This window comes from Allobosea sp. GW821-FHT03A12, assembly GCF_058986765.1.
In genome coordinates this window covers 77,960-101,380 of sequence record NZ_JBYSVZ010000011.1, presented here as the reverse complement: position 1 = coordinate 101,380, position 23,421 = coordinate 77,960, and the positions used below count along the sequence as shown (strand labels likewise).

Genomic DNA, 23,421 nt, shown 5'->3' with positions numbered 1-23,421 from the left:
CCCGGCGGCCCGGGCGGCGCCAGTGCCGTCCGACACATACGAGCCGCCGTTTCCGCCCTTGCCGCCCTGGATCGTGCCATCGATGAACAGGGTCTGCGCGGCGCTGCCATCGGTGAAGAGCAGGCCGGTGCCGCCGGAGCCGCCACCGCCGCCGAAACCAAAAAAGCTACCACCGCCATGGCCGCCATTGCCGCCGGTGAGCGTGCCGGCGATCGCTCCCGTCGCGCCCGTGCCCGTGACCACGGCACCATAACCACCGGCACCGCCGCCGCCGCCGGAATAGTTGTAGCCGGAGTTACCGTCGCCGCCATTGCTGCCGGTCTTGGCGCCGACTGGCAGCGCCGCGCCGACGCTACCATGGACGCCGCCATCACCGCCCTGGCCTTCGCCGACGATGCCGGTGCCCGCTAGCCCACCAGTTCCGCCGGTGACAGCGCCGGCGCCGCCGCCGCCACCGCCCGCGTTGCCTCCTGGCATGATTTGCCCCCTGGCGCCCGCACCACCGGCACCCGTCGGGTTGTCGATGCCGCCCGCGCCACCTGAGCCGGGTTGCGCGCTGCTTCGGTCGCCGCCGCGCCCGCCATTGGCGAGCGCCTGGCCAGCGGACAAGAGGAGCACGAGTGCCGTGCCCGCGAGCAGGCGCGAGGCGAGCCGCGTGCGAGATGTTCCGCTGTTCGCAGGAGTGATGACGGATATCATGAGAGTGCCCAGCCCAATCGTGGACGCAGGCTTAGGCGGGCGCGGGCAGGAGGCAATGAACAGCCGTTCACAACCCGCCAAATTGTATTTGTGTGGCAGATTTGCTGCGGTTTGGCAGAATCAACGCAGCCATGGGAGCGGGAGCTGAGATGAGCGATACGACAACACCTCTCGCCGGAGGCTGCCAATGCGGCGCGGTGCGCTATCGCCTGCTGAAGCCGCCGCACAAGGTCTCGGTCTGCTTCTGCCGGATGTGCCAGAAGGCGGTCGGCAATTATTTCGGCGCCTTCGCCTCTTCGCGGATCGAGAACGTCGTCTGGACGCGCGGGCGGCCCTCGGTCTTCCGCTCATCCGAGGTCGCCGAGCGTGGCTTCTGCCGCGAGTGCGGCACGCCGCTGAGCTTCAGCTATCCCGGCATGGGCACGCTCTCCCTGGCGGTCGGCAGCCTCGACGATCCGGCTGCCTTTCCGCCGAGCCATGCCTATGGCGTCGAGGGCAGGGCGCCCTGGTTCGACGAGCTCTGCCGGCTGGAGGGCACGCGGACCGAGGACGACATTCCGGAAGACGAACTGCCGGGATATCGCTCGCGCCAGCATCCGGATCATGATTGAGCGCGCTTTCCGCTCAGCCGGAATCGGCTGAACGATAAGAATTCGCGCATACTCAAAGCTGGCTATTCGACGATGATCTCACGCCGCGCCAGCACGCGCGGGCCGGTGAGGGGCGCGTCCATCACATAGCGCAGCTCATAGGTGCCGGGCTCCGCCGGCGCCTCCAGCGTGCTTTCGACATTCTCAGCCGGGAAAAAATGCGGCCCCTGCGCCTCGGGCGGGGCGTCCGGCTTGACCAGCACGACGCGGTCGCGGTCGCCATTGGGGCCGATGCCGCGCACCGGCAGGGGGTTGCCGCGGGCGACGCGGGCGGGGGCGGCGAGCGTCGCAGCTGGCTCCGTCGTCGCCAGGGGCTGGCGCAGCAGGATGACCGGCTTGCCCTCGGTCTCGCCGAGCAAGCGCCATTCATAGCTGCCGACTTCGCCCGGCGCCGGCAGCGACATGACCGTGGCCTGGCCGAGCGGGGAGGCGATGATCGCCGCTTCCGGCGGATCGCTCGGCCGGCTGATGGCGAGGCGGGCATTGGCCGGGGCGCGGCTGACGAAGGCGGTCGCCATCGCGCCGGCCATCAGCGTGCGCGGCGCCGACAGGCCGGGGCCTTGCGGCGGGCGTTGCTGCAGCCGCGGCTGTTGCGCCGCGGCGGGGCTGCCTGCGGCCAGGAGCAGGGGAAGGACTGTGCGGCGGGTGGGCATCATGCTGTGGCTAGTCGGTGGAGATGGGCGGCCAGTTCCGGGTGACGCAGCATGAGCAGTCGAAAATCGGCAGGATCAAGGACGAGAAGCTTGGTCGCGACGGTGGCCCGCACCGCGATCCCGCTTTCGGCGGCCGCGATCTCGGTCAGGCAGAGTTCGCCGAAATAGCAGCCCTCGTCGAGCCGCCGGCTGCCATCGGGTTCGATGATCTCGACCTCGCCGCTGGCAACGAAAAAGAGAGAATGCGCCGGCTCGTGCGGGCGCAGCACGATGCCGCCGCCGCGCACGGTGCGGGCGCGCAGTGCATGCATGATCTCGGCGATCTCGGCGGCGTTCAGCCCGCTGAACAGCGGCACGCGCGCCAGCATGCTCCAGGTGATGACGAATTCGCGACGGTGGATCTCCTGGGCGAAGGCCGTGGCAACGATGCCAACCGGCAGCGCCAGCATGACGAGGCCCATCACGGCGGTGAGCGACGCCACGACCTTGCCGAGCGGGCTGACCGGAAACGCATCACCATAGCCGACCGTGGTCAGCGTCACGATCGCCCACCACATCGCGTCGGGAATGGTGCCGAACTTGTCGGGCTGGACGTCGTGCTCGACGAAATGCATCGCGGTCGCCGAGAGCAGCATCACACCGATCAGGATGACGACGCAGGCAGCGAGCGCCTTACGCTCGGCATGCAGCGCTGCTCCCAGCGAGGCCATGCCGGGCGAATAGCGCCCGAGCTTGAAGAAGCGCACCAGCCGGAAGAGCAGCAGGATCTTGAGATCGCCATAGCCGAGCAGGGCGGCATAGAGCGGCACGGTGGCGAGAAAATCGAGCAGTGCCGGCGGTGACAGCGCATAGGCGCGCCGCGCCGCCCAATCGCTCATGCCGCGATAGCGCGCATGCTCGGGTGCGACCCAGAGCCTGACCGCGTATTCAAGCGTGAACAGCACGGTCGAGACCAGCTCGATCGCATGGAACAGCCCGCCATGGGCGGTAGCGAATCGCGGCACCGATTCCAGCACCAGCGCCGTGATATTGACGACGATCAGCGCGACCAGCCCGCCATGGACGAGCTTCGCCGAAAGATCGTCACCGGCGCCGCGGTCGATGATCAGATGCGCCCGCCGCCGCCAGCTCATGCCAGGCTGCGGGGCGGGCGTCATCTGAGTATCAGCCCATGGCCTCGGCGACGGCGTCGAGCGCGGCTTCAGCCTGTGTGCCGTCAGGCCCGCCGGCCTGGGCCATGTCGCGACGGCCGCCGCCACCCTTGCCGCCAAGGCGCTCGGAGGCGGCACGGACCAGCGCGACCGCATCGAAGCGCTCGCTCAGGTCCGGCGTGACGCCGACCACGACGCCGGCCTTGCCGTCCTCGGCAACGCCGACGATGGCGACGACGCCGGAGCCGACCCGGCCCTTGGCCTCATCGACCAGGCTCTTCAGGTCCTTCATCTCGACGCCGGTGACGGCGCGGGCCAGCAGCTTGACGCCGGCGACCTCGCGGATCGGATCGCTGGCCTCGCCGCCGCCGCCCATGGCGAGCTTCTTGCGCGCTTCGCTGAGCTCGCGCTCGAGCTTGCGGCGCTCCTCGACCAGGGTCGCGACACGAGCCGGCAATTCGACGATCGGCGCCTTCAGCAGGCCAGCCATCTCGTCGAGCGCGACGCTCTCCTCGCGCAGATGGCGGCGGGCCGCCTCGCCGGTGAGGGCTTCGAGCCGGCGCACGCCGGCCGCGACGCCGGCCTCGGACAGGACGGTGACAAGACCGATGTCGCCGGTGCGGCTGGCATGGGTACCGCCGCAGAGCTCGACCGAGAAGGCCTTCGGCGTGTCGGAATCCCGATCGGTGCCCATCGAGACGACGCGGACCTCGTCACCGTACTTCTCGCCGAACAGCGCGCGCGCACCCGAGGCGATCGCATCGTCGACCGACATCAGCTTGGTGGTGATCGGCTCGTTCTGCAGCACGAGCTTGTTCGCCATCTCCTCGACCCTGGCCAGCTCCTCGCGCGAGATCGGCTTGGGATGGCTGAAGTCGAAGCGCAGGCGCTCGGGAGCTACCTGCGAGCCCTTCTGCGCGACATGGTCGCCGAGCACGCGGCGCAGTGCCTCGTGCAGCAGATGGGTCGCCGAATGGTTGCCGCGGATCGCACTGCGCCGGCCATGGTCGACGGTCAGCTCGGCCGGCTTGCCGATCTCGATGGCGCCGGAGACGACCTTGACCTGATGGGCGAAGACGTCGCCGAGCTTCTTCTGGACGTCGGTGACCTCAGCCTTGAAGCCATTGCCGGTGATCGTGCCGGTATCGCCGACCTGGCCGCCGGATTCGCCGTAGAACGGGGTCTGGTTGAGGATGACGATGCCGCTCTCGCCTTCCTTCAGCGAGGTGACCTCAGCATTGTCCTTGACCAAAGCGGTGACCACGCCCTCGGCGCTCTCGGTGTCGTAGCCGAGGAACTCGGTCGCGCCGACGCGCTCGCGCAGCGGGAACCACAGCGTCTCGGTCGCGGCCTCGCCGGTGCCCGCCCAAGCGGCGCGCGCCTTGGCCTTCTGCTGCGCCATCGCCGCATCGAAGCCCTCGATGTCGACGCCGACGCCGCGGGCGCGCAGCGCGTCCTGGGTCAGGTCGAGCGGGAAGCCATAGGTGTCGTAGAGGGTGAAGGCGACGTCGCCCTTGAGCTTGTCGCCGGTGCTGAGGTTCTGAGTCTCCTGGTCGAGGATGGAGAGGCCGCGCGCGAGCGTGGTGCGGAAGCGGGTCTCCTCCAGCTTCAGCGTCTCCGAGATCAGCGCCTCGGCCCGGATCAGCTCGGGATAGGCCTGGCCCATCTCGCGCACGAGGGCCGGAACCAGTCTGTGCATCAGCGGGTCCTTGGCGCCAAGCAGCTGCGCATGGCGCATGCCGCGGCGCATGATCCGGCGCAGCACATAGCCGCGGCCCTCGTTCGACGGCAGCACGCCGTCGGCGATCAGGAAGGCGGAGCAGCGCAGATGGTCGGCGATGACGCGGTGGCTCGCGCTCATCGGCCCGTCCGAGGGGACGTTGGTCAGATCGGCGATGGTGCGGATCAGCGTCGCGAACAGGTCGATCGAATAGTTGTCATGCGTGCCCTGGAGCACGGCGGCGATGCGCTCGAGGCCCATGCCGGTATCGATCGAGGGACGAGGCAGGTTGGTGCGAATGCCGCCCGCCGCTTCCTCGTACTGCATGAACACGAGATTCCAAATCTCGATGAAGCGGTCGCCATCCTCGTCGGGCGAGCCCGGAGGGCCGCCGGGGATGTGGTCGCCATGATCGTAGAAGATCTCGGAGCAGGGGCCGCAGGGGCCAGTGTCGCCCATGCGCCAGAAATTGTCGGAGGTCGCGATGCGGATGATCTTCGAGTCGGGCAGGCCGGCGATCTTCTTCCAGAGCGCATGCGCGTCGTCGTCCTCGGAGTAGACGGTGACGGTCAGCTTGTCCTTGGGCAGGCCGAATTCACGGGTGACCAGGGTCCAGGCGTGATGGATCGCCTGCTCCTTGAAATAGTCGCCGAAGGAGAAGTTCCCCAGCATCTCGAAGAAGGTGTGGTGGCGGGCGGTGTAGCCGACATTGTCGAGGTCGTTGTGCTTGCCGCCGGCGCGCACGCATTTCTGCGCCGTGGTCGCGCGCGGATAAGGGCGCTTCTCCTGGCCGGTGAAGACGTTCTTGAACTGCACCATGCCGGAATTGGCGAACATCAAGGTCGGATCGTTGCGCGGCACGAGCGGGCTCGACGGCAGCACCTCGTGGCCGTTCGCCTTGAAGTAATCGAGGAAGGTCGACCTGATCTCGTTGACGCCGCTCATCGCAATCTTGGCTCTGTTCTGGTGGGGCCGGCTGGCCCGGCGCAGTGGTTCTAGTCAGCCCATGTGCGCCTGTCCAGAAAGCGCCGCAAGGACGCCATACCGGCAAGCTTCTGAACCACAAACGGAAACGGGCGACCCGAAGGCCGCCCGTCGATCTAATGGCTGAGCCCCCGCGTTTGAAGGCTCAGGCTTCGCCCTCGTCGAGATCCTCGGCGGTCGGGTCGGCATTCTCCAGGATGCGCTCGGCGACCAGGCCGGAATTCTGGCGGATGGTCGTCTCGATCTTGGCGGCGACGTCGGGATTGGCCTTGAGGAAGCTCTTGGCGTTCTCGCGGCCCTGGCCGAGCCGCTGGCTGTCGAAGGAGAACCAGGCACCGGATTTCTCGACGATGCCGGCCTTGACGCCGAGATCGACCAATTCGCCGGCCTTCGAGATGCCCTCGCCGAACATGATGTCGAATTCGACCTGCTTGAAGGGCGGCGCGACCTTGTTCTTGACGACCTTGACGCGGACCTGGTTGCCGGTCGCCTCGTCGCGCTCCTTCAGCGTCGAGACGCGGCGGATGTCGAGGCGCACGGAGGCGTAGAACTTCAGCGCATTGCCGCCGGTGGTGGTCTCGGGGCTGCCGTACATCACGCCGATCTTCATGCGGATCTGGTTGATGAAGATCACCATGCAGTTCGAACGCGAGATCGAAGCGGTGAGCTTGCGCAGCGCCTGGCTCATCAGGCGGGCCTGCAGGCCGGGCTGGTTGTCGCCCATCTCGCCCTCGATCTCGGCACGGGGCGTCAGCGCCGCGACGGAGTCGACGACAAGCACGTCGATCGCGCCGGAGCGGACCAGCGTGTCGGTGATCTCCAGCGCCTGCTCGCCGGTGTCGGGCTGCGAGATCAAGAGGTCGTCGAGATTGACGCCGAGCTTGCGGGCATAGACCGGGTCGAGCGCGTGCTCGGCGTCGACGAAGGCGCAGACGCCGCCCTTCTTCTGCGCTTCGGCGATGGTATGGAGCGCGAGCGTGGTCTTGCCCGACGATTCAGGGCCGTAGATCTCGACGACCCGGCCGCGGGGCAGGCCACCGACGCCGAGCGCGATGTCGAGGCCGAGAGATCCGGTCGAAACCGTCTCGATCTCGATCGCCTGCTGGTTCTTGCCCAGGCGCATGATCGAGCCCTTGCCGAAAGCCCGTTCGATCTGCGAGAGCGCCGCATCGAGCGCCTTGGCCTTGTCCATCGAAGAGCCTTCCACGAGCCTGAGATTTGCCTGATTCACGACGTGCGCTCCTTATGGCAGGGGCGCGACCACATCTCAATCCGCGCCATGGAAACGACTATGGTCATGGTTTGTTCTCTCTCGCAAGTTCTTTTTCTGTTCTTGCTTCAGCGCGTGCCGGTTGTGCTCCAACGGGATGATCGCGAGCGGTTTGCAGGGTATAAGGCGTCATGCACAAGCCGCTGATCAAGCTCCTCCTGATCCCGCTCGACCTCGTCGTCGGGGTCGTCATCCTGCTCGACGAGATGCTGCGGCCGCTCTACCGGCCGCTGATCGCCTGGTTCGCCTCGCTCAGGCTGGTGGCGCGCTGCGAAGCGGCGATCGGGCGGTTGCCGCCCTATGGCGCGCTGGTGGCGCTGGCGATCCCCTTCGCCATCGTCGAGCCGCTGAAGCTGCTCGGCCTGCTGTTCCTGGCGCGCGGTGCATTCGCTGCCGGCATCGTCACGACGGCGATCGGCCATCTCGCCGGCTTCCTGCTGGTCGAGCGCGTCTACCATGCCGGCCGGGCGCAGCTCCTGACCATCCCCTGGTTCGCGCGGATCATGGGCTGGATCGATGCGATCCGTCAGGCGGTGATCGGGCGGATCAAGGCGAGCGCTGCCTGGCAACGGGCCGTTGTGCTGGTGCGGGCGGTACGGGAGCGCCTGCGCGGGCTCAGGGGCTGGCTCGCCAGCCTGCGCGCCTGACGCGGTCAATCCTCCGGATCGGCCTGCCAGGCAGCGGCGAGCCGCTCCAGTTCCAGCGTGTAGCAATACAGCGCGAACACGATCGCCAGGAGCACGCCCGAGCGCCAGAACAAAGTGAAGCCATCGGCGAGCTTGGTCAGTTCCGGCAGGTGCCGCAGGAAGTAGATGGAAGCGAGCGCGCCGCCGACGATCGCGCCGAGGCGGGCGGCGAAGGCGAGCGCATGCCCGAGAGGGAGGCTGCGGAAACCCTTCGGCACTGGCAGCAGATAAAGCCGCAGCCAGTAGCAGCACTGGCCGAGCAGCGCCGCGACGACGACCTGGATCAGGATGGCGGTCGGTAGTTCTTGCTGCTCGCCGATATGCTCGACCAGGATGCGGAAGGTGGCGTGGATATAGAAGATGATCACCAGCGCGCAGGCCGTCTGCACGATCAGCAACAGCGTGTAGGCGAGGACCGGCCTTTGCGTCATGGGCGGCACGATAGAGGGCGGCTTGGCACCGATCAAACCGGGCGGCTTGGGCAGGAGATTACCGCCAGCGCGGCCGCGGCGCGGCCGGCAGCCTCGACATAGGCCGGGTCGCGGTGAACGAGCATGACCGAGAAGGCGCCGTCCATCAGCAGCACGACGTGGCGGGCGAGCTCATCAGGTGCGCTGGCGCCGTGCTCGGCGCAGGCGCCGGCGAGCCAGCGCTCGAAACCGGCCTTGTGGCGGGCACCGATCCTGATCGCGGGATGGCCGGGCAGGTTGGCGAGCTCGGCGGCGGTGCGCAGGAAGCCGCAGCCCTTCCAGCGCGGATGGCGGGCCGAGCGCGCGAGGTTCTGGAAGATCGCCTCGACCTTCTGAGGCAGTGCGCCCTCGGCCTTGTCGAACCAGCCGGCCATCAGCTTGAGATTGGGCTGGTCGCGCGCCTCGAGATAGGCGGCGACGAGCTCATCCTTGCTCTCGAAATGGTAGTAGAGCGTGCGCTTGGTGACGCCGGCCTTCTCGGCGACGGCATCGACGCTGACGGCGCGGATGCCCTCGCCATAGAAGAGCTTGCTGGCGGCCTCGATGATGCGCTTGCGGGTCGGGCTGTCGGGTTCGGCCATGGCTCAGGTATACCGTATAGGTAGTATACATCGTCAAGCCTGGAGCGCAGCCTTCCGAGACATGAAACCGGAAGGACGCCAAGGCCATGCCCGATAATGATCCCATCCTGATTCAACAGCGCGAGGCGGTCGCGACGCTGACGCTGAACCGGCCCGAGAAGCTGAACGCGCTGAGCTACGGGTTGATCGATCACCTGCTCGAAGCGCTCGATGCGATCGAGGTCGACCCGTCCATCCGCGCCGTGATCCTGACCGGCGCCGGTGAGCGCGCCTTCTCGGCCGGTGGCGACATCCACGAGTTTTCGCAAAGTGTCGCGGCCGGGCCGGAACAGGCGGTGCGCGATTTCGTCCGCCGCGGGCAGAAGCTGACGGCGCGGCTGGAGGCCTTCGGCAAGCCGGTGATCGCGGCGGTGAACGGGCTCGCCTATGGCGGCGGCTGCGAGGTCACCGAGGCGGTGCCGCTCGCCATCGCCAGCGAACGGGCGATGTTCGCCAAGCCCGAGATCAATCTCGGCATGCCGCCGACCTTCGGCGGGACGCAGCGCCTGCCGCGCCTCGCCGGCCGCAAGCGCGCCATGGAGCTGCTGCTGACCGGCGATCCGTTCACGCCGCAGCGGGCGCTGGAGCTGGGGCTGATCAATCGGATCGTGCCGCATGAGGAGTTAATGCCGGCGGCGCATGATCTGGCGCAGCGAATCCTGCGGCATTCGCCCTTGGCGGCGGCGAGCATCCTCACGGCGGTGACGCGCGGCATCAATACCAGCATCGCCGAGGGGCTGCTGATCGAGAGCGAGCAGTTCGCCCGCATCGTGCCGACGGCCGATCTGCGCGAGGGGCTCGACGCCTGGATGGCGCGGCGGCAGCCGGTCTATTCCGGTGATTGGTCGAATGTGGCCAAGACCGGCTGAGGGGGCAGGGATGAGCGATCATACGAGCTTCAGCCGCGAAGCCTTCGCCGCCTTCCGGGCCGATGACCGGCCAGGGCCGGTGCAGATGCTGAACCTGATCCGGCTCCATGCCGAGGCGCAGTATCCGGACGGGCCGCGGGGTGGCGGCCGCGAGGCTTTCGCGAACTACGGCCGGATCAGCGCGCCGGTGCTGGCCAAGCTCGGCGGGCGCATCCTTTGGCGCGGCCGCTTCGAGCAGACGCTGATCGGCCCGGAGGACGAGCGCTGGGACATCTGCTTCATCGCGGAGTATCCGAGCGTCGAGGCCTTCACTGCGATGTTTCGCGATCCGGTCTATCGCGAGGCGATGATGCATCGGCGGGCGGCGGTGAGGGGTTGCCGGCTGATCCGGCTGGCGCCGGCGGAAGCGGGCGTGACTTTCGCAGGGTAGAGCAGGGTCGTTCAGCCCTGCTTCAGGCGCCCGATCAGGCCATGGATGTCGCCGAGCACGAAGAGGTCGCGGACGAGGCCGTCCTCGAAGGTGAAGGCCGGCGCGCCATGCCACCAGACATGACGGCCGCTCGGCGGCACCTCAAACATCTCGCGGCGATGGATGCCGTGGAAGCGCAAGCGCCCGAAGACGCGGTTGCCTTCCTCGACCAGTGCCAGGATGTCCGAAGTGTACTCGCCGAGCGAGCCGGTGACCCAGTCGACATAATCAGCGAATTCGCGATGGCCACGCAAGACCGGCCCGAGCGAGCCGCGGAAGGTGAAGTCCTCGTGGAAGATCCGTGGGATCAGCGACTTGTCGGCGTGGTCCCACATCTCCTTGTAGAAGACCCGGACGAGCTCCTTCTGCGGCGAGAGCGTCACACCGCCGAAATCGAGGGCCGGTTCGGCCGGCCCCGCCTCGCGGCCTTTCGGCATCTCCGTCATCTCGGCCTCCCTCGCTGTCGCAGGCTATCGCGAGCCCATTCGATCAAGCTCCGATGAACACGCGCCGGAGGGGACAGCAAATCTCGCAAAACGCCAGTGGCGAACTGCGCATGCCCGCTAGGCTGATCACCCTGCCGCGTGAGGGGTCTCCGCAGGGGCAGGCGCGGCCGAGCCGGAACCGCCGAGCCTCCGCGAAAGCCCTTCCATATAAAGGAAGATCACCGGGGTGATGAACAGCGTCAGCACCTGCGAGACGATCAGCCCGCCGACCACGGCGAGGCCGAGCGGCTGGCGGAGTTCCGCGCTGGCGCCGGCGCCGATCGCGATCGGCAGGGCGCCGAGGATCGCCGCCAGCGTCGTCATGATGATCGGCCGGAAGCGGCGCAAGCACGCTTCGCGGATCGCGGTGTCGGGGGGCTCGCCGGCGCGCTGCAGTTCGAGCGCGACGTCGATCATCATGATCGCGTTCTTCTTGACGATGCCGATCAGCATCAGGAGCCCGATCACGGCGATGACCGAAAGATCGAGCCCGAAGAGCTTCAGCGTCAGGAGCGCGCCGAGCGCCGCCGCCGGCAGGCCGGTCAGGATGGTCAGCGGGTGGATGAAGCTCTCATAGAGGATGCCGAGCACGATGTAGATCGTCAGCACCGCGCCGGCGATCAGCAGGCCCTGGTTGCCGAGCGATTGCTGGAAGGTCTGGGCGACGCCGGCGAAGCTGGTTCCGATCTGCGCGGGCAGGCCGAGCTCGGCCTTGATCGCATCGATGCGCTGGACGGCCTCGCCGAGCGAGCGGCCGGCCGGCAGGTTGAAGGACAGGGTGACGGCCGGGAGCTGGCCGAGCTGGTTGACGGTGAGCGGGCCGGCCTTGCGCTCGATCCTGGCGAAGGTGCCGAGCGGGACGAGCGCGCCGGAGGAGGAGCGGAAGCGGACCTGGTCGAGCCGGTCGTTCGACCACTGGATATCGGGATTGAACTCGATGATCACCTGATAGCTGTCGCTGGTGGTGTAGATCGTCGAGATCTGGCGCACGCCGAAGCCGGAATAGAGGCTGGAGCGCAGCACGTCGGCGCTGATGCCGAGCGACTGCGCCTTGGCCCTGTCGACGACGAGATTGGCGAGCAGGGCCTTGTTCTGCAGGTCGGTGGTGACGTCGACGAAGAGCGGATCGTGCTGCAGCGCCTCCAGCATCTTGCCCGACCAGTCGGACAGAGCGGGCTGGTCGATCGACTGCATCACGAACTGATACTGGCTCTTCGAGGAGCGTGCGCCGATGTTGAGGTTCTGCACCGGCGACATATAGGTGGCGATGCCCGGAATGGCGGCGAGCTGGCGGCGCAGATCCGCGAGCATCTCCTGCAGAGGCGGGCGCTGGTCCTTCGGCTTCAGCTCGACGAAGAGCCGGCCGGCATTGAGGCTGCTCGACTGGCCGCCGGAGCCGATGGTCGAGGCGACATGGTTGACATAGGGCGAGCGCCGGAAGACGTCCTCGACCTTCTGCTGCAGGCCCGACATGGCGTCGAAGGAGATGTCCTGGCGCGCCTCGGTCGCGACCTGGAGCTGGCCGATATCCTCCTGCGGGAAGAAGCCCTTGGGAATGGTCATCACCAGCCAGGCGCTGGCGGCGACGCTGGCGAGGAAGATCATCAGGACGGTGCGGCGGTATTTCAGGCTGAGGTCGAGCCCGGCGCGATAGGCGCCAAGCACGGCGTCGAAGCCGCGCTCTAGGAAGGCGAGCCGGTCCTTCTTGCCGGGCTCGGCATGGCCGGCTGCGTTGGCGCCGAGGCGTGCGCACATCATCGGCGTCAAGGTCAGCGAGACGAAGGCCGAGGCGAGGATGGCGACGGTGACGACCACCGCGAACTCGTTGAAGACGCGCCCGATCACGCCGCCCATCAGCAGCACCGGGATGAAGACCGCGACCAGCGAGAGCGAGATCGAGATGATGGTGAAGCCGATCTCGCTCGAGCCCTTCAGCGCGGCGTCGAAGGCGGAGAGCCCGTCCTCCTCCATATGGCGGACGATGTTCTCGAGCATCACGATCGCATCGTCCACCACGAGGCCGACGGCGAGCGTCAGGCCGAGCAGCGAGATGTTGTCGATCGAGAAATCGAGCAGATACATCGCGCCCAGGGTCGCGATCAGCGAGATCGGCACGGCGACCGCCGGGATCAGCGTCGCGGTGAAGCGGCGCAGGAACAGGAAGATCACCGCGACGACCAGCACGATCGTCAGCCCGAGGGTGAACTGCACGTCCTCGACCGCCTGGCGGATCGAGGAGGAGCGGTCGTTGAGCAGGCCGAGCGTGGTCGCCGGCGGCAGCAGCGACTGCATCTGGCCGATCGCGGTCTTGACGCGGTCGACGACCTCGACCGTGTTGGCGTCGGGCTGGCGGAAGACCGCGACGACGAGGGCGCGCGAGCCGTCATACCAGCTGGCGAGCTGGAGATTCTCGACCGAGTCGATCACCTTGGCGACGTCGCCGAGCCGGACCGGGCGGCCGTCGCGGGTGGCGATGATGATGTCCGCGAAATGGGCGGCGTCGGCGAGCTGGGTCTGCGCCTCCAGCGTCAGTTGCTGCGGGCCGGACTGCATGGTGCCGACCGGCGTGTTGACGTTGGCGGCGGTGATTGCGGCCTGCAATTCGTTGATGCCGATGCCGCGGGCGGCGAGCGCGGTCGGGTCGACCTGGATGCGGACCGCGTATTTCTGGCTGCCGAAGATCTGGACCTGCGCCACGCCCTCGACGGTGGAGAGCGTCGGCGAGAGCACCTGCTGGACGAAGGCGTCGATCTTGGAGAGCGGGGTGACCTCGCTCTTCAGCGCCAGCAGCAGGATCGGGGCGTCGGCCGGGTTGAACTTGCGGTAGCTCGGCGGCGTCGTCATGTCGATCGGCAGCTGGCGCTGTGTCCGGGCGATCGCCGCCTGGACGTCGGCCGCCGCCGCGTCGATGTCGCGGTTCAGCGCGAACTGGATCGCGATCGAGGTGTTGCCGAGTGCGTTGGTGGTCGAAATCGAATCGATGCCGGCGATGGTGGCGAACTGCTTGATCAGCGGTGTCGCCACCGAGGTCGCCATGATCTCGGGTGAGGCGCCCGGCAACTGCGCGGAGACGTTGACGACCGGGAACTCGGCCCGCGGCAGCGCCGCGACCGGCAAAGAGCGCCAGGCGAACAGGCCGCCGAGGATCAGCGCGCACGACATCAGGATCGTCGCGACGGGATGACGGATGCAGAAGGCCGAGACCGACATGGCGCGCCCTCACGGCTTGGCGGTTTGCGGGGCGGTGAGCCTGATCTTGGCCCCGGGCGAAAGCCGCGACTGGCCTTCGGTCACCACCTTCTCGTCCTGCGCCAGCCCGGAGGCGAGCGCGGCGACGCCGTTCTCGTTGGAGGCGACCTTGACCGGCCTGGCCTCGACCGTGTCGTCGGGCTTGGCGACGTAGACGAAGGGACCCTTCTGCCCCTCCTGCAAGGCGACCGAGGGCACGGTGACGGAGCCGGGCAGCATGCCGAGCTGGACGACGACGTCGACATATTGCCCCGGCCAGAGCCGGTGCGGATCGTTGGCGAACAGCGCCTTGACGCTGACCGTGCCGGAGGGAATGTCGACGGCGGAATCGATGAAGGAGAGGTCGCCGGTGGCAAGCTCCTCGCGCGTGCCGGAGGCGTAGGCCGTGACCTTGGCCGGCGTCGAGGCCTTGGCTGCCGTCTGGAGCAGGGTCAGGTCGCGCTCGGGCAAGGTGAAAGTGACGCGGATCGGGGCGATCTCAGTCACAGTCACCAGGTTGCTGCTGGCATCGTTGGCGCGCACGGCATTGCCGGGTGTCGCGGCGATGGCGCCGAGCCGGCCGGAGATCGGGGCGGTGATGGTGGTGTAGCCGAGCCGGACACGGTCGAGCGCCAGGGTCGCCTCGTCCGCCTTGACGGCGGCGTTGGCGACGGCCTCGTCGGCGGTGGCCTGGTCGAGCGCCTGCTGTGTGCCGGCGCCCTTGTCGACCAGGCTCTTCTGGCGGGCGAGGTCGGCGCGCTTTTGCGCCACGGTCGCCTTGTCGCGTTCGACATTGGCCTCGTCGCGGGCGACCTGCGCCTTGAGCTCGCGATCGTCGAGGGTGAAGAGCAGGTCGCCCTGCTTGACCTCCTGGCCCTCCTTGACGTGCATGTCGGCGATGACGCCGTCGAGGCGGGACTTGACCGCGACGATGGCGACCGGCTCGGCGAAGCCGATCGAGCGGCGTGTCACGGGCACGTCGGCGCGGCCGGCGAGCACAGTGGTGACCGGGCTCGTGATGGGGCCGGCGCGGCGCTCGGCATGGGCCTGCTCCGGCCCGTCCTGCGGCCGGATCACACGATAGGCGGCAAAGGCGGCGACAGCCCCCAGAAGGGCTATGATCGCGTAGCGTTTCATCGATGGCCCCGGCGCGTCACTGTCCACGCGCCACTTTACCGCCTTCCGTCATAGGGGGCCTGTCCGCAGCATGAACTCTTCGTAATGCGGGCGAGGCGCCGGGCGAGCGATGGCCGGACAGCGCCTCATCATATCCCGGAGAGTGGATGCGCGACAGGGCGGGGGGTGTTGGGTCAGCTGTCCGGCGACGATGCAGAATTCCTTGACCGGATAGGCGCCAATTCTGCGACGCGGAGGACGATTATTTAATCTGTCCGCGCTATCAGCCTGCCGGAGATTGCTTGGGAAGGTTGCGCTGCATGAACGCGCTGTCGCCGAATGAATTCAGGTCGTCGATCGATCTGGAAAAGCGCAAATTCCATATGAAGTCCTATTTCGAAAGCAGCTTCTACCGGCAGTATCGCTCGGCGAACATGGCTCTGAGTGCGCTTGGGCGCAGTCCTCGCGTGCTATCGCTGGGGGCCGGCGGCGCTTTCGTCGAGGAGATCGTTCAGAAGCATCTCGACGCCTCGGTCTTCGTCGTCGATTTCGCCGAGACCCTGGCGATCGAGAGCGATCTCTACGGCAAGTTCGCGGGAATGTTCGCCGGCGACATCTCGGCGCCCGACTGGGTCTCGCCGCTCGATGGCGTCGATGCGGTGTTCTGGTTCGACAATATCGAGCATCTGCGCATCGATCCGACCAGGATCCTGCGCAAGCTACGCTCGGCGCTGTCGGAGAACGGCCAGATCTTCATCACCACCGACAATTTCGCGCGGCTGCGGAACATCCTGAAGCTGATCTTCAACCGCTCGATCGTCGCCCTGCCGAAGGACCTCTTCGCCGAGGTCGATTTCGAGCACGAATACGTCCACCGGCGCGAATACACCCGGCCGGAGCTGGAGGCCTGCCTGCGGGAAGCCGGGTTGAAGCTGGTCGAGGTCGAGATGCTCTGGCAGAGCCCGTCCGAGAGCCTGAAGAAGCTGCCGTTCCGGAGCTTCGAATACCTGTTCCCGCGCTTCCGCCCGCATATGCTGATCCGGGCTCAGAAGGCCGAGCAGGACGTCCGATTGACGACGGGCTGACCGAACCTCACCGTGTCCTGCTCGCGTGGGTCCCATCGCTCATAGATCTTGAAGCCGGGTTTCAACCGCCATTCCAGCCTGGCCGCGCAGGAGCCTTTGCCATCCGTGGTCAGCCAGACGGCGAAGGTGTGCGAGCGCTCGGCGGTGAGACGCACGAGCGTCCCTGCGTTCACGACTTTCCAGCGCCCCTTCACCCGTCCATCGACATCCTCGCCAAGAAGACCTTGCTGGGATAGCCCGGGCCGCCGTCGCCCGAGACCATCGCGACGAATTTGCTCCGTGATCTTCCCGCCCTTGCCGAGCGTGAGATAGATCGTCCGGACGATCTCGTTCGGCTCGTCGTCGATCTCGGGCTCGGTCCATGCAAGATAAAGCTGGAAGCGCGCTTCCTGGGCGAGGGCGGGGCGAGCGGCCCCGAGCAGAACGAGGCAGGCGAGGGCGATGAGAGCGAAGCGGCGGCTCATAGAACCTCGCAGGTGGCCTGCTGGACTGTGGGCTGGTTGTATCTGATCGCCATGTCGCGCCGGCGGGCCCAGGCCTCGTATGCTGTGAAGCCGGGCTTCAGACGCCATTCGAGCGTGACCGAGCAGGAGCGCGCGCCGTCAGTCCGCAGCCAGATGGCGAAGGTATGCGAGCGCTCGGCCTTCAGGCGCAGCAACGTGGTCTCATTGAGCACCTTCCAGCGCGCAGGCGAGCCGTCGAGTTCGTCGCCGAGCGCTCCCTCGTGCACACGCCCGGCACGCTGGCGTCTGCCGCGATTGCGGCTGACCTCCTCCCGGACAGCGCCGCCCTTGCCGAGGATGACCGTGATCGTGCGGCTTGACCCCTTCGTCCTCTCCTCCGGTGCGATCTCGGGGACCGTCCAGGCCAGCGAGAGCTGGAAACGGGCTTCCTGGGCGAGGGCAGGGCGAGCGGCCCCGAACAGGGCGAGGCAGGCGAGCGCGGCGAGGGCGAGAGGGCGGTTCATAGGACGTCGCACCTTGCATTCGGCCAGCTCGGCTCGGTGAAACGGACCAGCGGCTTGCCCGGCTTCTTCGGACCCTCGTAGAGTGCGTGGCCGGGCTTCAGCCGCCACTCCAGTGTTGCGGTGCAGGACTGGTCGCCCTGGGTCCGCAACCAGATCGCGTAGGTGTGGGTCGGGCGGGCCACCAGTCGCAGAAGCGTCGTTTCGTTGACGACCTTCCAGGCTTTGCGACGCGTGGTGCCGTCGCCTTCGCCGAGATCATTTTCCGTCTGCGTGACGGTCGAGCCCGCCCAGCCGTTTCCGACCCATGCCTCGACCCGCTCCTCGACTTTTCCGTTGTCGCGCAGCGTCACAGTATAGCTGCGCCGGCTGAGCACCGAGCGCGTGCGCGGTTCGACATAGTTGGTGATCCAGGTCACCGTGATGCGAAAGGTTGCCTCTTTTGCCGAGACCCTCGACGGCCAGAGCAGGAGCGGCCCGAGCAGCGCGATGCAGGCCGCGCCGCAAAGGGCTGCCGAGCCGGCTGGGATGACATGTCCGGGTAGCCTCACAGCACCTCGCAATGTGCGTTGGGCCAGCTCGGCTCGGTGAAGCGGATCTGCTGCCTGCCTGGCCGCTTTCGCCCCTCGAACACCGTGAAGCCCGGCTTGAGGCGCCATTCCAGCGTGGCTGTGCAGGAATGATCGCCTTGGGTCCGCAGCCAGATGGCAAAGGTGTGGGAGTTGCGCGCAACGAGCCGGACCAGCGTCGTCTCGTTGACGACCTTCCAAGCCTTGCTCTGCGGCCCGTCCTCCCCATCACCGAGCTGCATGTCGGTCTGGGTCAGTTTGGGGTTACGATAGCGCTTGCCGGTCTGGGATTCGACTCGTTCTTCTATGCTCCGGTCGCTCTTGAGGGTGACGGTAAAGCTGCGTCGCGTCATCACGGAGCGCGCCTGCGGCTCGACATAGTTCACGATCCAGGTCGCGGTGATCCGGAATTTTGCCTCCTTGGCGGCGGCGATCTGCGGAGCGAGCAGCAGCGTCGCCGCCAATGACAGGCAAAGGCGCGCGCGATGGGGCAGGGGGGAACCGATGAACTGCCTCACAGCACCTCGCATGAGGTTTTCAGGTCTGTCGGCTGAGAGAACAGCATCTTCGTGCCGCGCTTGGGAGCCCATGTCTCGTAGAGGCTGAAGCCGGGCTTGAGGCGCCATTCTGCCGAAACGGTGCAGGAGCGGCCGTCATCGGTACGCAGCCAGATCGCATAGGTATGGGTGGGTCTGGCGGTGACACGCAACAGGGTATGCTCGTTGATGACCGTCCACTGCGTCGCAAAGCGGCCCTTCATGTCTTCGCCGAGCTTGGTCGCGCGCGAGGCGCGGCGGACCTGGCCAGCGCGCTGTCCATACTGTCGCGTGAACTCCTCGCTCACGCTCCTGCCGCCGCGAAGCGTCACCAGATAGGTGCTCGAAGTCGGCCGCGAACGCTTCGTCGGCTCGATCTCATGCTGGATCCATGAAATGGTCGCGCGGAACCGGACTTCCTGCGCCTGCGCGGCCGATGTCGCCAGCAGCGCCGCGCAGGCGGCCGTCAGAAGTCCGAGTGCGCGGCTGCGTCCAGCCCCGGCGCGCTTCGCCCGCGCGCTCATTCGCAGAACGACTGGCCGTTGAAATTGAAGCAGCGTCCGCGTGCCGCCGGGGCGGGCGCCCGTGCCGGAGCCGGCGGGCGTGCGGCGGCTGGACGGACGGAGCGTTCCTGCGCCACGCGCTTGGGCTTCGGCGCGAGGCAGTCGCCGTCCGCATCCAGCCGTTCGCCGCGCGGGCAGCTCTTGGCGATGCAGACGCCGTCGCGCTCGACCTGCCGGACCGAGCAGGTCAGCGGGCAGATGCGGCCGCTCTGGCGCTTCAACACATCGAGGAAGTCCGTGGTCGGGGCGCCGGGAACGTCGAGATGGGCGAGCCGCGCGAATTCGCGGACGGCGCGGCTGGTGGCCTTGCTCGACCATTCGCCGTCGGGCTTGCCGCTGTAGCAGCCGACACGGCCGAGCTCGAGATTGATGGTGCGCGTCAGGCCGGCAAGGTCGATCACCGCCGGCGGCTTGGCCGGTCCGGGTGCACCGCCGGGCAGGGCGGCCAGGCGCGTCGCCTCGTCGGGGCGCGCCGGGGCTGCGGCCGCCGCGCTCTGGACGCGCTGCAATTCCTCGGTGGCGCGACGGCGCTCGGCTTCCAGCTCGGCCATCAGCCTGGCGCGCTCGCGCTCGCCGGTCTCGCGGATCTCCTGCTCGGCCTTGAGCCTGGCCGCAAGCTCGGCGGCGGCGCGCTTGTTCTCCTCTTCCAGCCTGGCGAGGCGCTCGGCGATGCGGCGGTCCTCGTCCTGCTTCTGGCGGTTCGCGTCGGTTTCGGCCGCCTTGAGCTTCTCGGACTGGGCGGTGGAGAGGCGATCCCGTTCGAGAGCCTGGCGCTCGCGTTCCTTGTCGTCCCGGGCGCGGCGCGCCTGGTCGTCGGCCCGCGCCGCGAGCTCGGCCTGCGCCTTGCGATTGTCGGCTTCGAGCTGCGCCAGGCGCTCGTCGAGCTTGCGGCGCTGCTCGGCCTGCTGCCTTGCGGCGTCCTCTTCGGCCTTGCGCCTCTGTTCGGCCTGGGCCGCGGCGAGCTTGTCCTGCTCTGCCTTGGCCGCGGCGAGGCGGGCGGCCTCCGCCTGCCGCGCGCTCTCGGCCGCGGCGGCGGCCTTGCGGCGCTCTTCCTCATAGGTCGCGAGCTGGCGGCGCAGCGCCTCCTCGCGCTGTGCCCGTTCGACGGTCTCGATCCGGGCGCGGGCGGCATCGGCGAGATAGCTCTTCGGGAAGCGCGTGAGGAAGTCGCGCAGCGCCGGGCCGTCTTGGCTGTCGCGCAGCTTGGCCCAGGCCTGCTGGTCGGTCTCGCTGCGATTGAAGTAGAAGTCGCCGAGCAGGGAGATCGAGAGCTCCGGTGTCTGGCGGCCACCGGTGCGCTGGTTCACGCCGGCGGCGACGCGTCGGAAGAGCTGGCCGACCTCCAGCCCGGGCTCGGCCAGCTGCTCGACGAGCGCGGCGCTGAAGGGGCTGTTGCGCCCCTTGCCGTCGGCGGCGACGTCGTTCGCCTGGGTCGCATAGGCGATGACCATGCCCCGGGTCTGCGCGATGCGGGCGAGGCCGCGGCCGATCGAGGTATCCCGCGAGCGCCCCGAGGCGGCGATCCGGTCGGCCAGCGGGTTGTTGCGGCAGGCGTCGAGGATCAGCAGGCGAACGCCCTTGGCGTTCTGCAAGGCATCGATGACGTCGGCGACCCGGGTCGTCTCGTAGGGGATGCCGAACTCGTCGTTCGGCGCGCTGTCGACCGGCAGCAGGAAATTCTCGCCACGGAACTGCAGGCCGTGGCCGGCATAGTAGAACAGGGCCGCATCGGCATCGACGGCAGCGCGGGCGAAGCGGCCCAGCGCCTCGCCCATGCCGCGGCGATCGAGATCGCGCCCCTCGATGACCTCGAAGCCGACCGCTCTCAGCGCCGCCGCCACGTCCTGCGCATCATTGCCGGGGTTGGGCAAGGCCGGCGCGGCGCGATAGGCCGAATTTCCGATGACCAGCGCGACGCGCCGCTCGCCCGTCTCGGCTGCGACGGCGCCTGCCAGGCCGCAGAGGAAGGTCAGCAGCGCCAGCAGAAACCGGAAAGAAATCTGTCGAGATGTCGGCACGATCGCGAGTCCAGCTCATGTATTGAACATGTTTTAGCTGTTGGCGCAGTCAGTGCAATATCCGCCTTGTGGGTAGAGGCTGTAACGGCCTCTACGCTCAGGCCATCGCCGCCTTCACCGTCTCGACGAGCTGCTTCATCGTGAAGGGCTTTGGCAGGAAGTGGAAATCCTCCCCTTCCGGAAGGTTCTTGCGGAAGGCCTCCTCGGCATAGCCGGAGACGAAGACCACCTTGGTCGACGGGCTGCGCTTGCGCAGTTCGCCGAGCAGGGTCGGCCCGTCCATCTCGGGCATGACCACGTCGGAGATGACGAGGTCGATCTTGCCCTCGTGCTTCTGGAACTGGTCGAGCGCCTCGACGCCGGAGGCGGCTTCATGGACGGTGTAGCCGCGCGAGACCAGCATGCGTGCGTTGAGGGCGCGCACCGCATCCTCATCCTCGACCAAGAGGATGACGCCCGCGCCTGTGTGATCAGCGGCAGCCTTTTTCGGGGCTTCCCGGGCGGCAGCCTCGGCGGCGATGTCCTCCTCGGTCGGGATGTAGCGCGGCAGGAAGATGCGGAAATTGGTGCCGCGGCCGACGACGGAATCGCAGAAGACGAAGCCGCCGGTCTGCTTGACGATGCCGTAGACCATGGACAGGCCAAGGCCCGTGCCCTTGCCGACATCCTTGGTGGTGAAGAACGGCTCGAAGATTTTCTCCAGATGTTCCTGAGGGATGCCGGTGCCGCTGTCCTCGACCTCGAGCAGGACATGGTCGGCCGTCGGCAGGCCGTCATGGCCGAGCTCGCCGACCTCGGCCGCCGGCACGTTGCGGGTGCGTACCTGCAGCTTGCCGCCGTTCTGCATGGCGTCGCGGGCATTGACCGCGAGGTTGACCACGACCTGCTCGAGCTGGCCGAGATCGGCCTTGACCGGCCAGAGATCGCGGCCCTGGCGGACGTCGAGCGAGATCTTGTCGGCGACGACGCGCTTCAGCATCAGCGAGAGATCGGAGAGCACGTCGCCGAGCGCCAGCACCTGCGGGCGCAGCGTCTGCCGGCGCGAGAACGCCAGCAATTGCCGGACCAGCGAGGCTGCCCGGTAGGCGTTCTGCTTGATCTGCATGATGTCCGGGAAGGACGGATCGGTCGGCTTGTGGCTGGCGAGCAGGAATTCCGAGGCGTTGATGATGACCTGCAGCACGTTGTTGAAGTCGTGCGCGATGCCGCCGGCGAGCTGTCCGACCGCCTGCATCTTGCCGGCCTGGTCCATATTGTCCTTGAGCTTGCGCTCGGCCGTGGTCTCCAGCGCGTAGACGATGGCGCGCTCGCCATCGGCATCCTCGCTGGCCGGGACCGGCGAGAGATAGAGCCTCGCCGAGCGGCCGTCCTCGCCGGCGAGCGCCACGTCGAGCGGGGCGATCTCGCCCTTGCCCGCGAGCGCGGCGTCGAACGCCTGGGCGAGGGCGCCGTTGCCGTTGACCAGCTCCTGGATCGTCGCCGGCTGGGTCTGGCCCTGCGTCAGGCGGGCGAAGGAGGCGTTCGAGCGCAGGATCGCGCCGTGGCGGTCGACGGTCGCGATCGCCATCGGCGTCGCGTGGAAGAAGCGGGCGAAGCGCGCCTCGGCGTCGGTGTGGCGGTCGGCCCCGGCTTCGCCGGCGGCGCGGTTGAGCACGAGGGTGCGCGAGGCGCCGGCGCGCCCGTCCTGGCCGAAGGCGACCTGGTGGTGGAGGCGGACCGGCAGCGACTGGCCGTTGCGGCGGCGCAGGTCGACATCGAGCACCTCGATGCGGACGTCGCCGGGCTGGCCGCGAATAGCCTGGATCAGCGCGGCGGCATTGGGCGAGGCGATGTCCTCAAGCTGCAGCCCGCCGGAGCCGAAGCGGGCGAGGTCGTAGTCGAGCCAGCCGGCCAAGGTGGCGTTGAGATAGGGCACTTCGCTGTCGGCATCGATCGAGAGGAAGCCGGCCGGGGCATGGTCGAGATAGTCGATCGCGTGCTGGAGCTCCTGGAAAGCGTTCTCCTGGCGCTCGCGCTCTGGCGTGACGTCGGCGACGCTCCACTTGCTGGCCGGGCGGCCGGCGCGGGTGATCGGCGAGACGCGGACCCGATACCAGCCGACGGCGCCGCGCTCGTTCAGGGCCGGCTCGAGCCTGATCTCCTCCGAGAGCCGGCGGCCGGCGCGGGCGGCGGTGGCGAGGCGGTAGATCGCCTCGGAGACCTCGGCGCGGCCCTTGAACAGGCGCTCGACCGGGGCGATCTCGCTGGCGTTGCGGGCACCGGCGAAAGCGAGATAGGCCTCGTTGGCGTAGACGATGCGGTTCTCGCCCTCGGTGACGACGACGCCGTCCTCAGCGCTGTCGACGATCGCCTTGGTCAGGTCGTTGCGGGCCGAGCGCCCGGCGAACTGGATCAGCCCGATCGCGAAGGCGAACAGGCAGAACACCCCGACGACCGAGAGCAAAGCGAGCAGGCCGAGGATCAGCGGCTGCGCCCATTCATTGGCGATGAAGCCGAGCGCGATGGCGGCGCCGACCAAAAGGCCTGCGACCAAGAGGATGATGCCGACATGGCCGGGCCGGTCGGAGCGGTCGATCGCGCTCGGTGCCGTGCTTGCGCTCATTGCAGCGGGTCCGT

Annotated in this window: 21 protein-coding genes and 1 pseudogene; 5 read left to right on the top strand and 17 right to left on the bottom strand. The window is 67.9% G+C overall.

Translation table 11 applies throughout. From position 1 onward, the window contains the following. A pseudogene (locus tag AC3WLC_RS30485) lies at window positions 1-477 on the bottom strand (autotransporter domain-containing protein); the annotation flags it as partial. A 371-nt stretch (window positions 478-848) separates the two neighbouring features. Here AC3WLC_RS30485 and AC3WLC_RS30480 point away from each other — a divergent pair. Beyond that, a complete protein-coding gene (locus AC3WLC_RS30480; protein WP_493687651.1) occupies window positions 849-1,310 on the top strand; it encodes a GFA family protein in 462 nt (153 codons plus the stop codon). A gap of 62 nt (window positions 1,311-1,372) precedes the next feature. Here AC3WLC_RS30480 and AC3WLC_RS30475 read toward each other — a convergent pair whose 3' ends face one another. The 4 genes from AC3WLC_RS30475 to recA all read right to left on the bottom strand — a co-directional run bounded on the left by AC3WLC_RS30475 (window position 1,373) and on the right by recA (window position 7,088). After that, window positions 1,373-2,005 carry a hypothetical protein gene (locus AC3WLC_RS30475; RefSeq protein ID WP_493687650.1) on the bottom strand — a complete coding sequence of 211 codons (633 nt, stop codon included), beginning with the start codon at window positions 2,003-2,005 and terminating at the stop codon, window positions 1,373-1,375. Further along, window positions 2,002-3,159, bottom strand: coding sequence for a cyclic nucleotide-gated ion channel (locus AC3WLC_RS30470; protein ID WP_493687649.1), 1,158 nt, complete (start codon window positions 3,157-3,159; stop codon window positions 2,002-2,004). The genes AC3WLC_RS30475 and AC3WLC_RS30470 overlap by 4 nt, the downstream gene beginning before the upstream one ends. A gap of 7 nt (window positions 3,160-3,166) precedes the next feature. Beyond that, window positions 3,167-5,818: an alanine--tRNA ligase gene (gene alaS, locus AC3WLC_RS30465; protein WP_493687648.1), complete on the bottom strand. Its 2,652-nt coding sequence runs from the start codon at window positions 5,816-5,818 to the stop codon at window positions 3,167-3,169. A 184-nt stretch (window positions 5,819-6,002) separates the two neighbouring features. Further along, a complete protein-coding gene (recA, locus tag AC3WLC_RS30460) occupies window positions 6,003-7,088 on the bottom strand; it encodes a recombinase RecA (RefSeq protein ID WP_336531132.1) in 1,086 nt (361 codons plus the stop codon). Window positions 7,089-7,258: 170 nt separating this feature from the next. On the opposite strand from recA, the gene AC3WLC_RS30455 reads away from it, so the two are divergent. Continuing rightward, window positions 7,259-7,774, top strand: coding sequence for a hypothetical protein (locus AC3WLC_RS30455; protein ID WP_493687647.1), 516 nt, complete (start codon window positions 7,259-7,261; stop codon window positions 7,772-7,774). Window positions 7,775-7,779: 5 nt separating this feature from the next. Here AC3WLC_RS30455 and AC3WLC_RS30450 read toward each other — a convergent pair whose 3' ends face one another. Both AC3WLC_RS30450 and AC3WLC_RS30445 read right to left on the bottom strand, forming a co-directional pair. Beyond that, window positions 7,780-8,244, bottom strand: coding sequence for a hypothetical protein (locus AC3WLC_RS30450; protein ID WP_493687646.1), 465 nt, complete (start codon window positions 8,242-8,244; stop codon window positions 7,780-7,782). 32 nt (window positions 8,245-8,276) lie between these two features. Further along, window positions 8,277-8,864: a TetR/AcrR family transcriptional regulator gene (locus tag AC3WLC_RS30445; RefSeq protein WP_493687645.1), complete on the bottom strand. Its 588-nt coding sequence runs from the start codon at window positions 8,862-8,864 to the stop codon at window positions 8,277-8,279. An 86-nt stretch (window positions 8,865-8,950) separates the two neighbouring features. Between AC3WLC_RS30445 and AC3WLC_RS30440 the strand changes: the two genes are divergently transcribed. After that, entirely contained in the window at window positions 8,951-9,772 is an 822-nt protein-coding gene (locus AC3WLC_RS30440; RefSeq protein ID WP_493687644.1) for a crotonase/enoyl-CoA hydratase family protein, read from the top strand. Window positions 9,773-9,782: 10 nt separating this feature from the next. Beyond that, complete coding sequence (locus AC3WLC_RS30435) at window positions 9,783-10,202, top strand: DUF1330 domain-containing protein (RefSeq protein ID WP_493687643.1); 420 nt, start codon at window positions 9,783-9,785, stop codon at window positions 10,200-10,202. A gap of 11 nt (window positions 10,203-10,213) precedes the next feature. Here AC3WLC_RS30435 and AC3WLC_RS30430 read toward each other — a convergent pair whose 3' ends face one another. From AC3WLC_RS30430 to AC3WLC_RS30420, 3 genes are all read right to left on the bottom strand, one after another. Then, a complete protein-coding gene (locus tag AC3WLC_RS30430; protein ID WP_493687642.1) occupies window positions 10,214-10,687 on the bottom strand; it encodes an ester cyclase in 474 nt (157 codons plus the stop codon). 126 nt (window positions 10,688-10,813) lie between these two features. After that, window positions 10,814-13,936, bottom strand: coding sequence for an efflux RND transporter permease subunit (locus tag AC3WLC_RS30425; protein WP_493687641.1), 3,123 nt, complete (start codon window positions 13,934-13,936; stop codon window positions 10,814-10,816). 9 nt (window positions 13,937-13,945) lie between these two features. Then, window positions 13,946-15,091 carry an efflux RND transporter periplasmic adaptor subunit gene (locus tag AC3WLC_RS30420; protein ID WP_493687640.1) on the bottom strand — a complete coding sequence of 382 codons (1,146 nt, stop codon included), beginning with the start codon at window positions 15,089-15,091 and terminating at the stop codon, window positions 13,946-13,948. Between the two features lie 299 nt (window positions 15,092-15,390). Here AC3WLC_RS30420 and AC3WLC_RS30415 point away from each other — a divergent pair, with 299 nt between their 5' ends. Continuing rightward, window positions 15,391-16,155 carry a class I SAM-dependent methyltransferase gene (locus tag AC3WLC_RS30415; protein ID WP_493687639.1) on the top strand — a complete coding sequence of 255 codons (765 nt, stop codon included), beginning with the start codon at window positions 15,391-15,393 and terminating at the stop codon, window positions 16,153-16,155. On the opposite strand, the gene AC3WLC_RS30410 is transcribed toward AC3WLC_RS30415, so the two are convergent. The 7 genes from AC3WLC_RS30410 to cckA form a co-directional block, all read right to left on the bottom strand. Beyond that, entirely contained in the window at window positions 16,116-16,619 is a 504-nt protein-coding gene (locus tag AC3WLC_RS30410; protein ID WP_493687638.1) for a hypothetical protein, read from the bottom strand. The two genes, AC3WLC_RS30415 and AC3WLC_RS30410, sit on opposite strands and share 40 nt — an antisense overlap. Beyond that, the gene (locus AC3WLC_RS30405) at window positions 16,616-17,122 is read right to left on the bottom strand and encodes a hypothetical protein (protein ID WP_493687637.1); all 507 of its coding nucleotides are present in this window, start codon (window positions 17,120-17,122) and stop codon (window positions 16,616-16,618) included. Before AC3WLC_RS30405 ends, AC3WLC_RS30410 begins: the two co-directional genes overlap by 4 nt. Continuing rightward, window positions 17,119-17,670: a hypothetical protein gene (locus AC3WLC_RS30400; protein ID WP_493687636.1), complete on the bottom strand. Its 552-nt coding sequence runs from the start codon at window positions 17,668-17,670 to the stop codon at window positions 17,119-17,121. Before AC3WLC_RS30400 ends, AC3WLC_RS30405 begins: the two co-directional genes overlap by 4 nt. Continuing rightward, entirely contained in the window at window positions 17,667-18,206 is a 540-nt protein-coding gene (locus tag AC3WLC_RS30395; RefSeq protein WP_493687635.1) for a hypothetical protein, read from the bottom strand. The genes AC3WLC_RS30400 and AC3WLC_RS30395 overlap by 4 nt, the downstream gene beginning before the upstream one ends. Next, complete coding sequence (locus AC3WLC_RS30390; RefSeq protein ID WP_493687634.1) at window positions 18,203-18,748, bottom strand: hypothetical protein; 546 nt, start codon at window positions 18,746-18,748, stop codon at window positions 18,203-18,205. The genes AC3WLC_RS30395 and AC3WLC_RS30390 overlap by 4 nt, the downstream gene beginning before the upstream one ends. Then, window positions 18,745-20,805 (bottom strand): caspase family protein, encoded by a 2,061-nt coding sequence (locus AC3WLC_RS30385; RefSeq protein WP_493687632.1) that lies wholly within the window; start codon window positions 20,803-20,805, stop codon window positions 18,745-18,747. The genes AC3WLC_RS30390 and AC3WLC_RS30385 overlap by 4 nt, the downstream gene beginning before the upstream one ends. A gap of 97 nt (window positions 20,806-20,902) precedes the next feature. Beyond that, a complete protein-coding gene (cckA, locus tag AC3WLC_RS30380; protein ID WP_493687631.1) occupies window positions 20,903-23,407 on the bottom strand; it encodes a cell cycle histidine kinase CckA in 2,505 nt (834 codons plus the stop codon). Window positions 23,408-23,421: the final 14 nt, after the last annotated feature.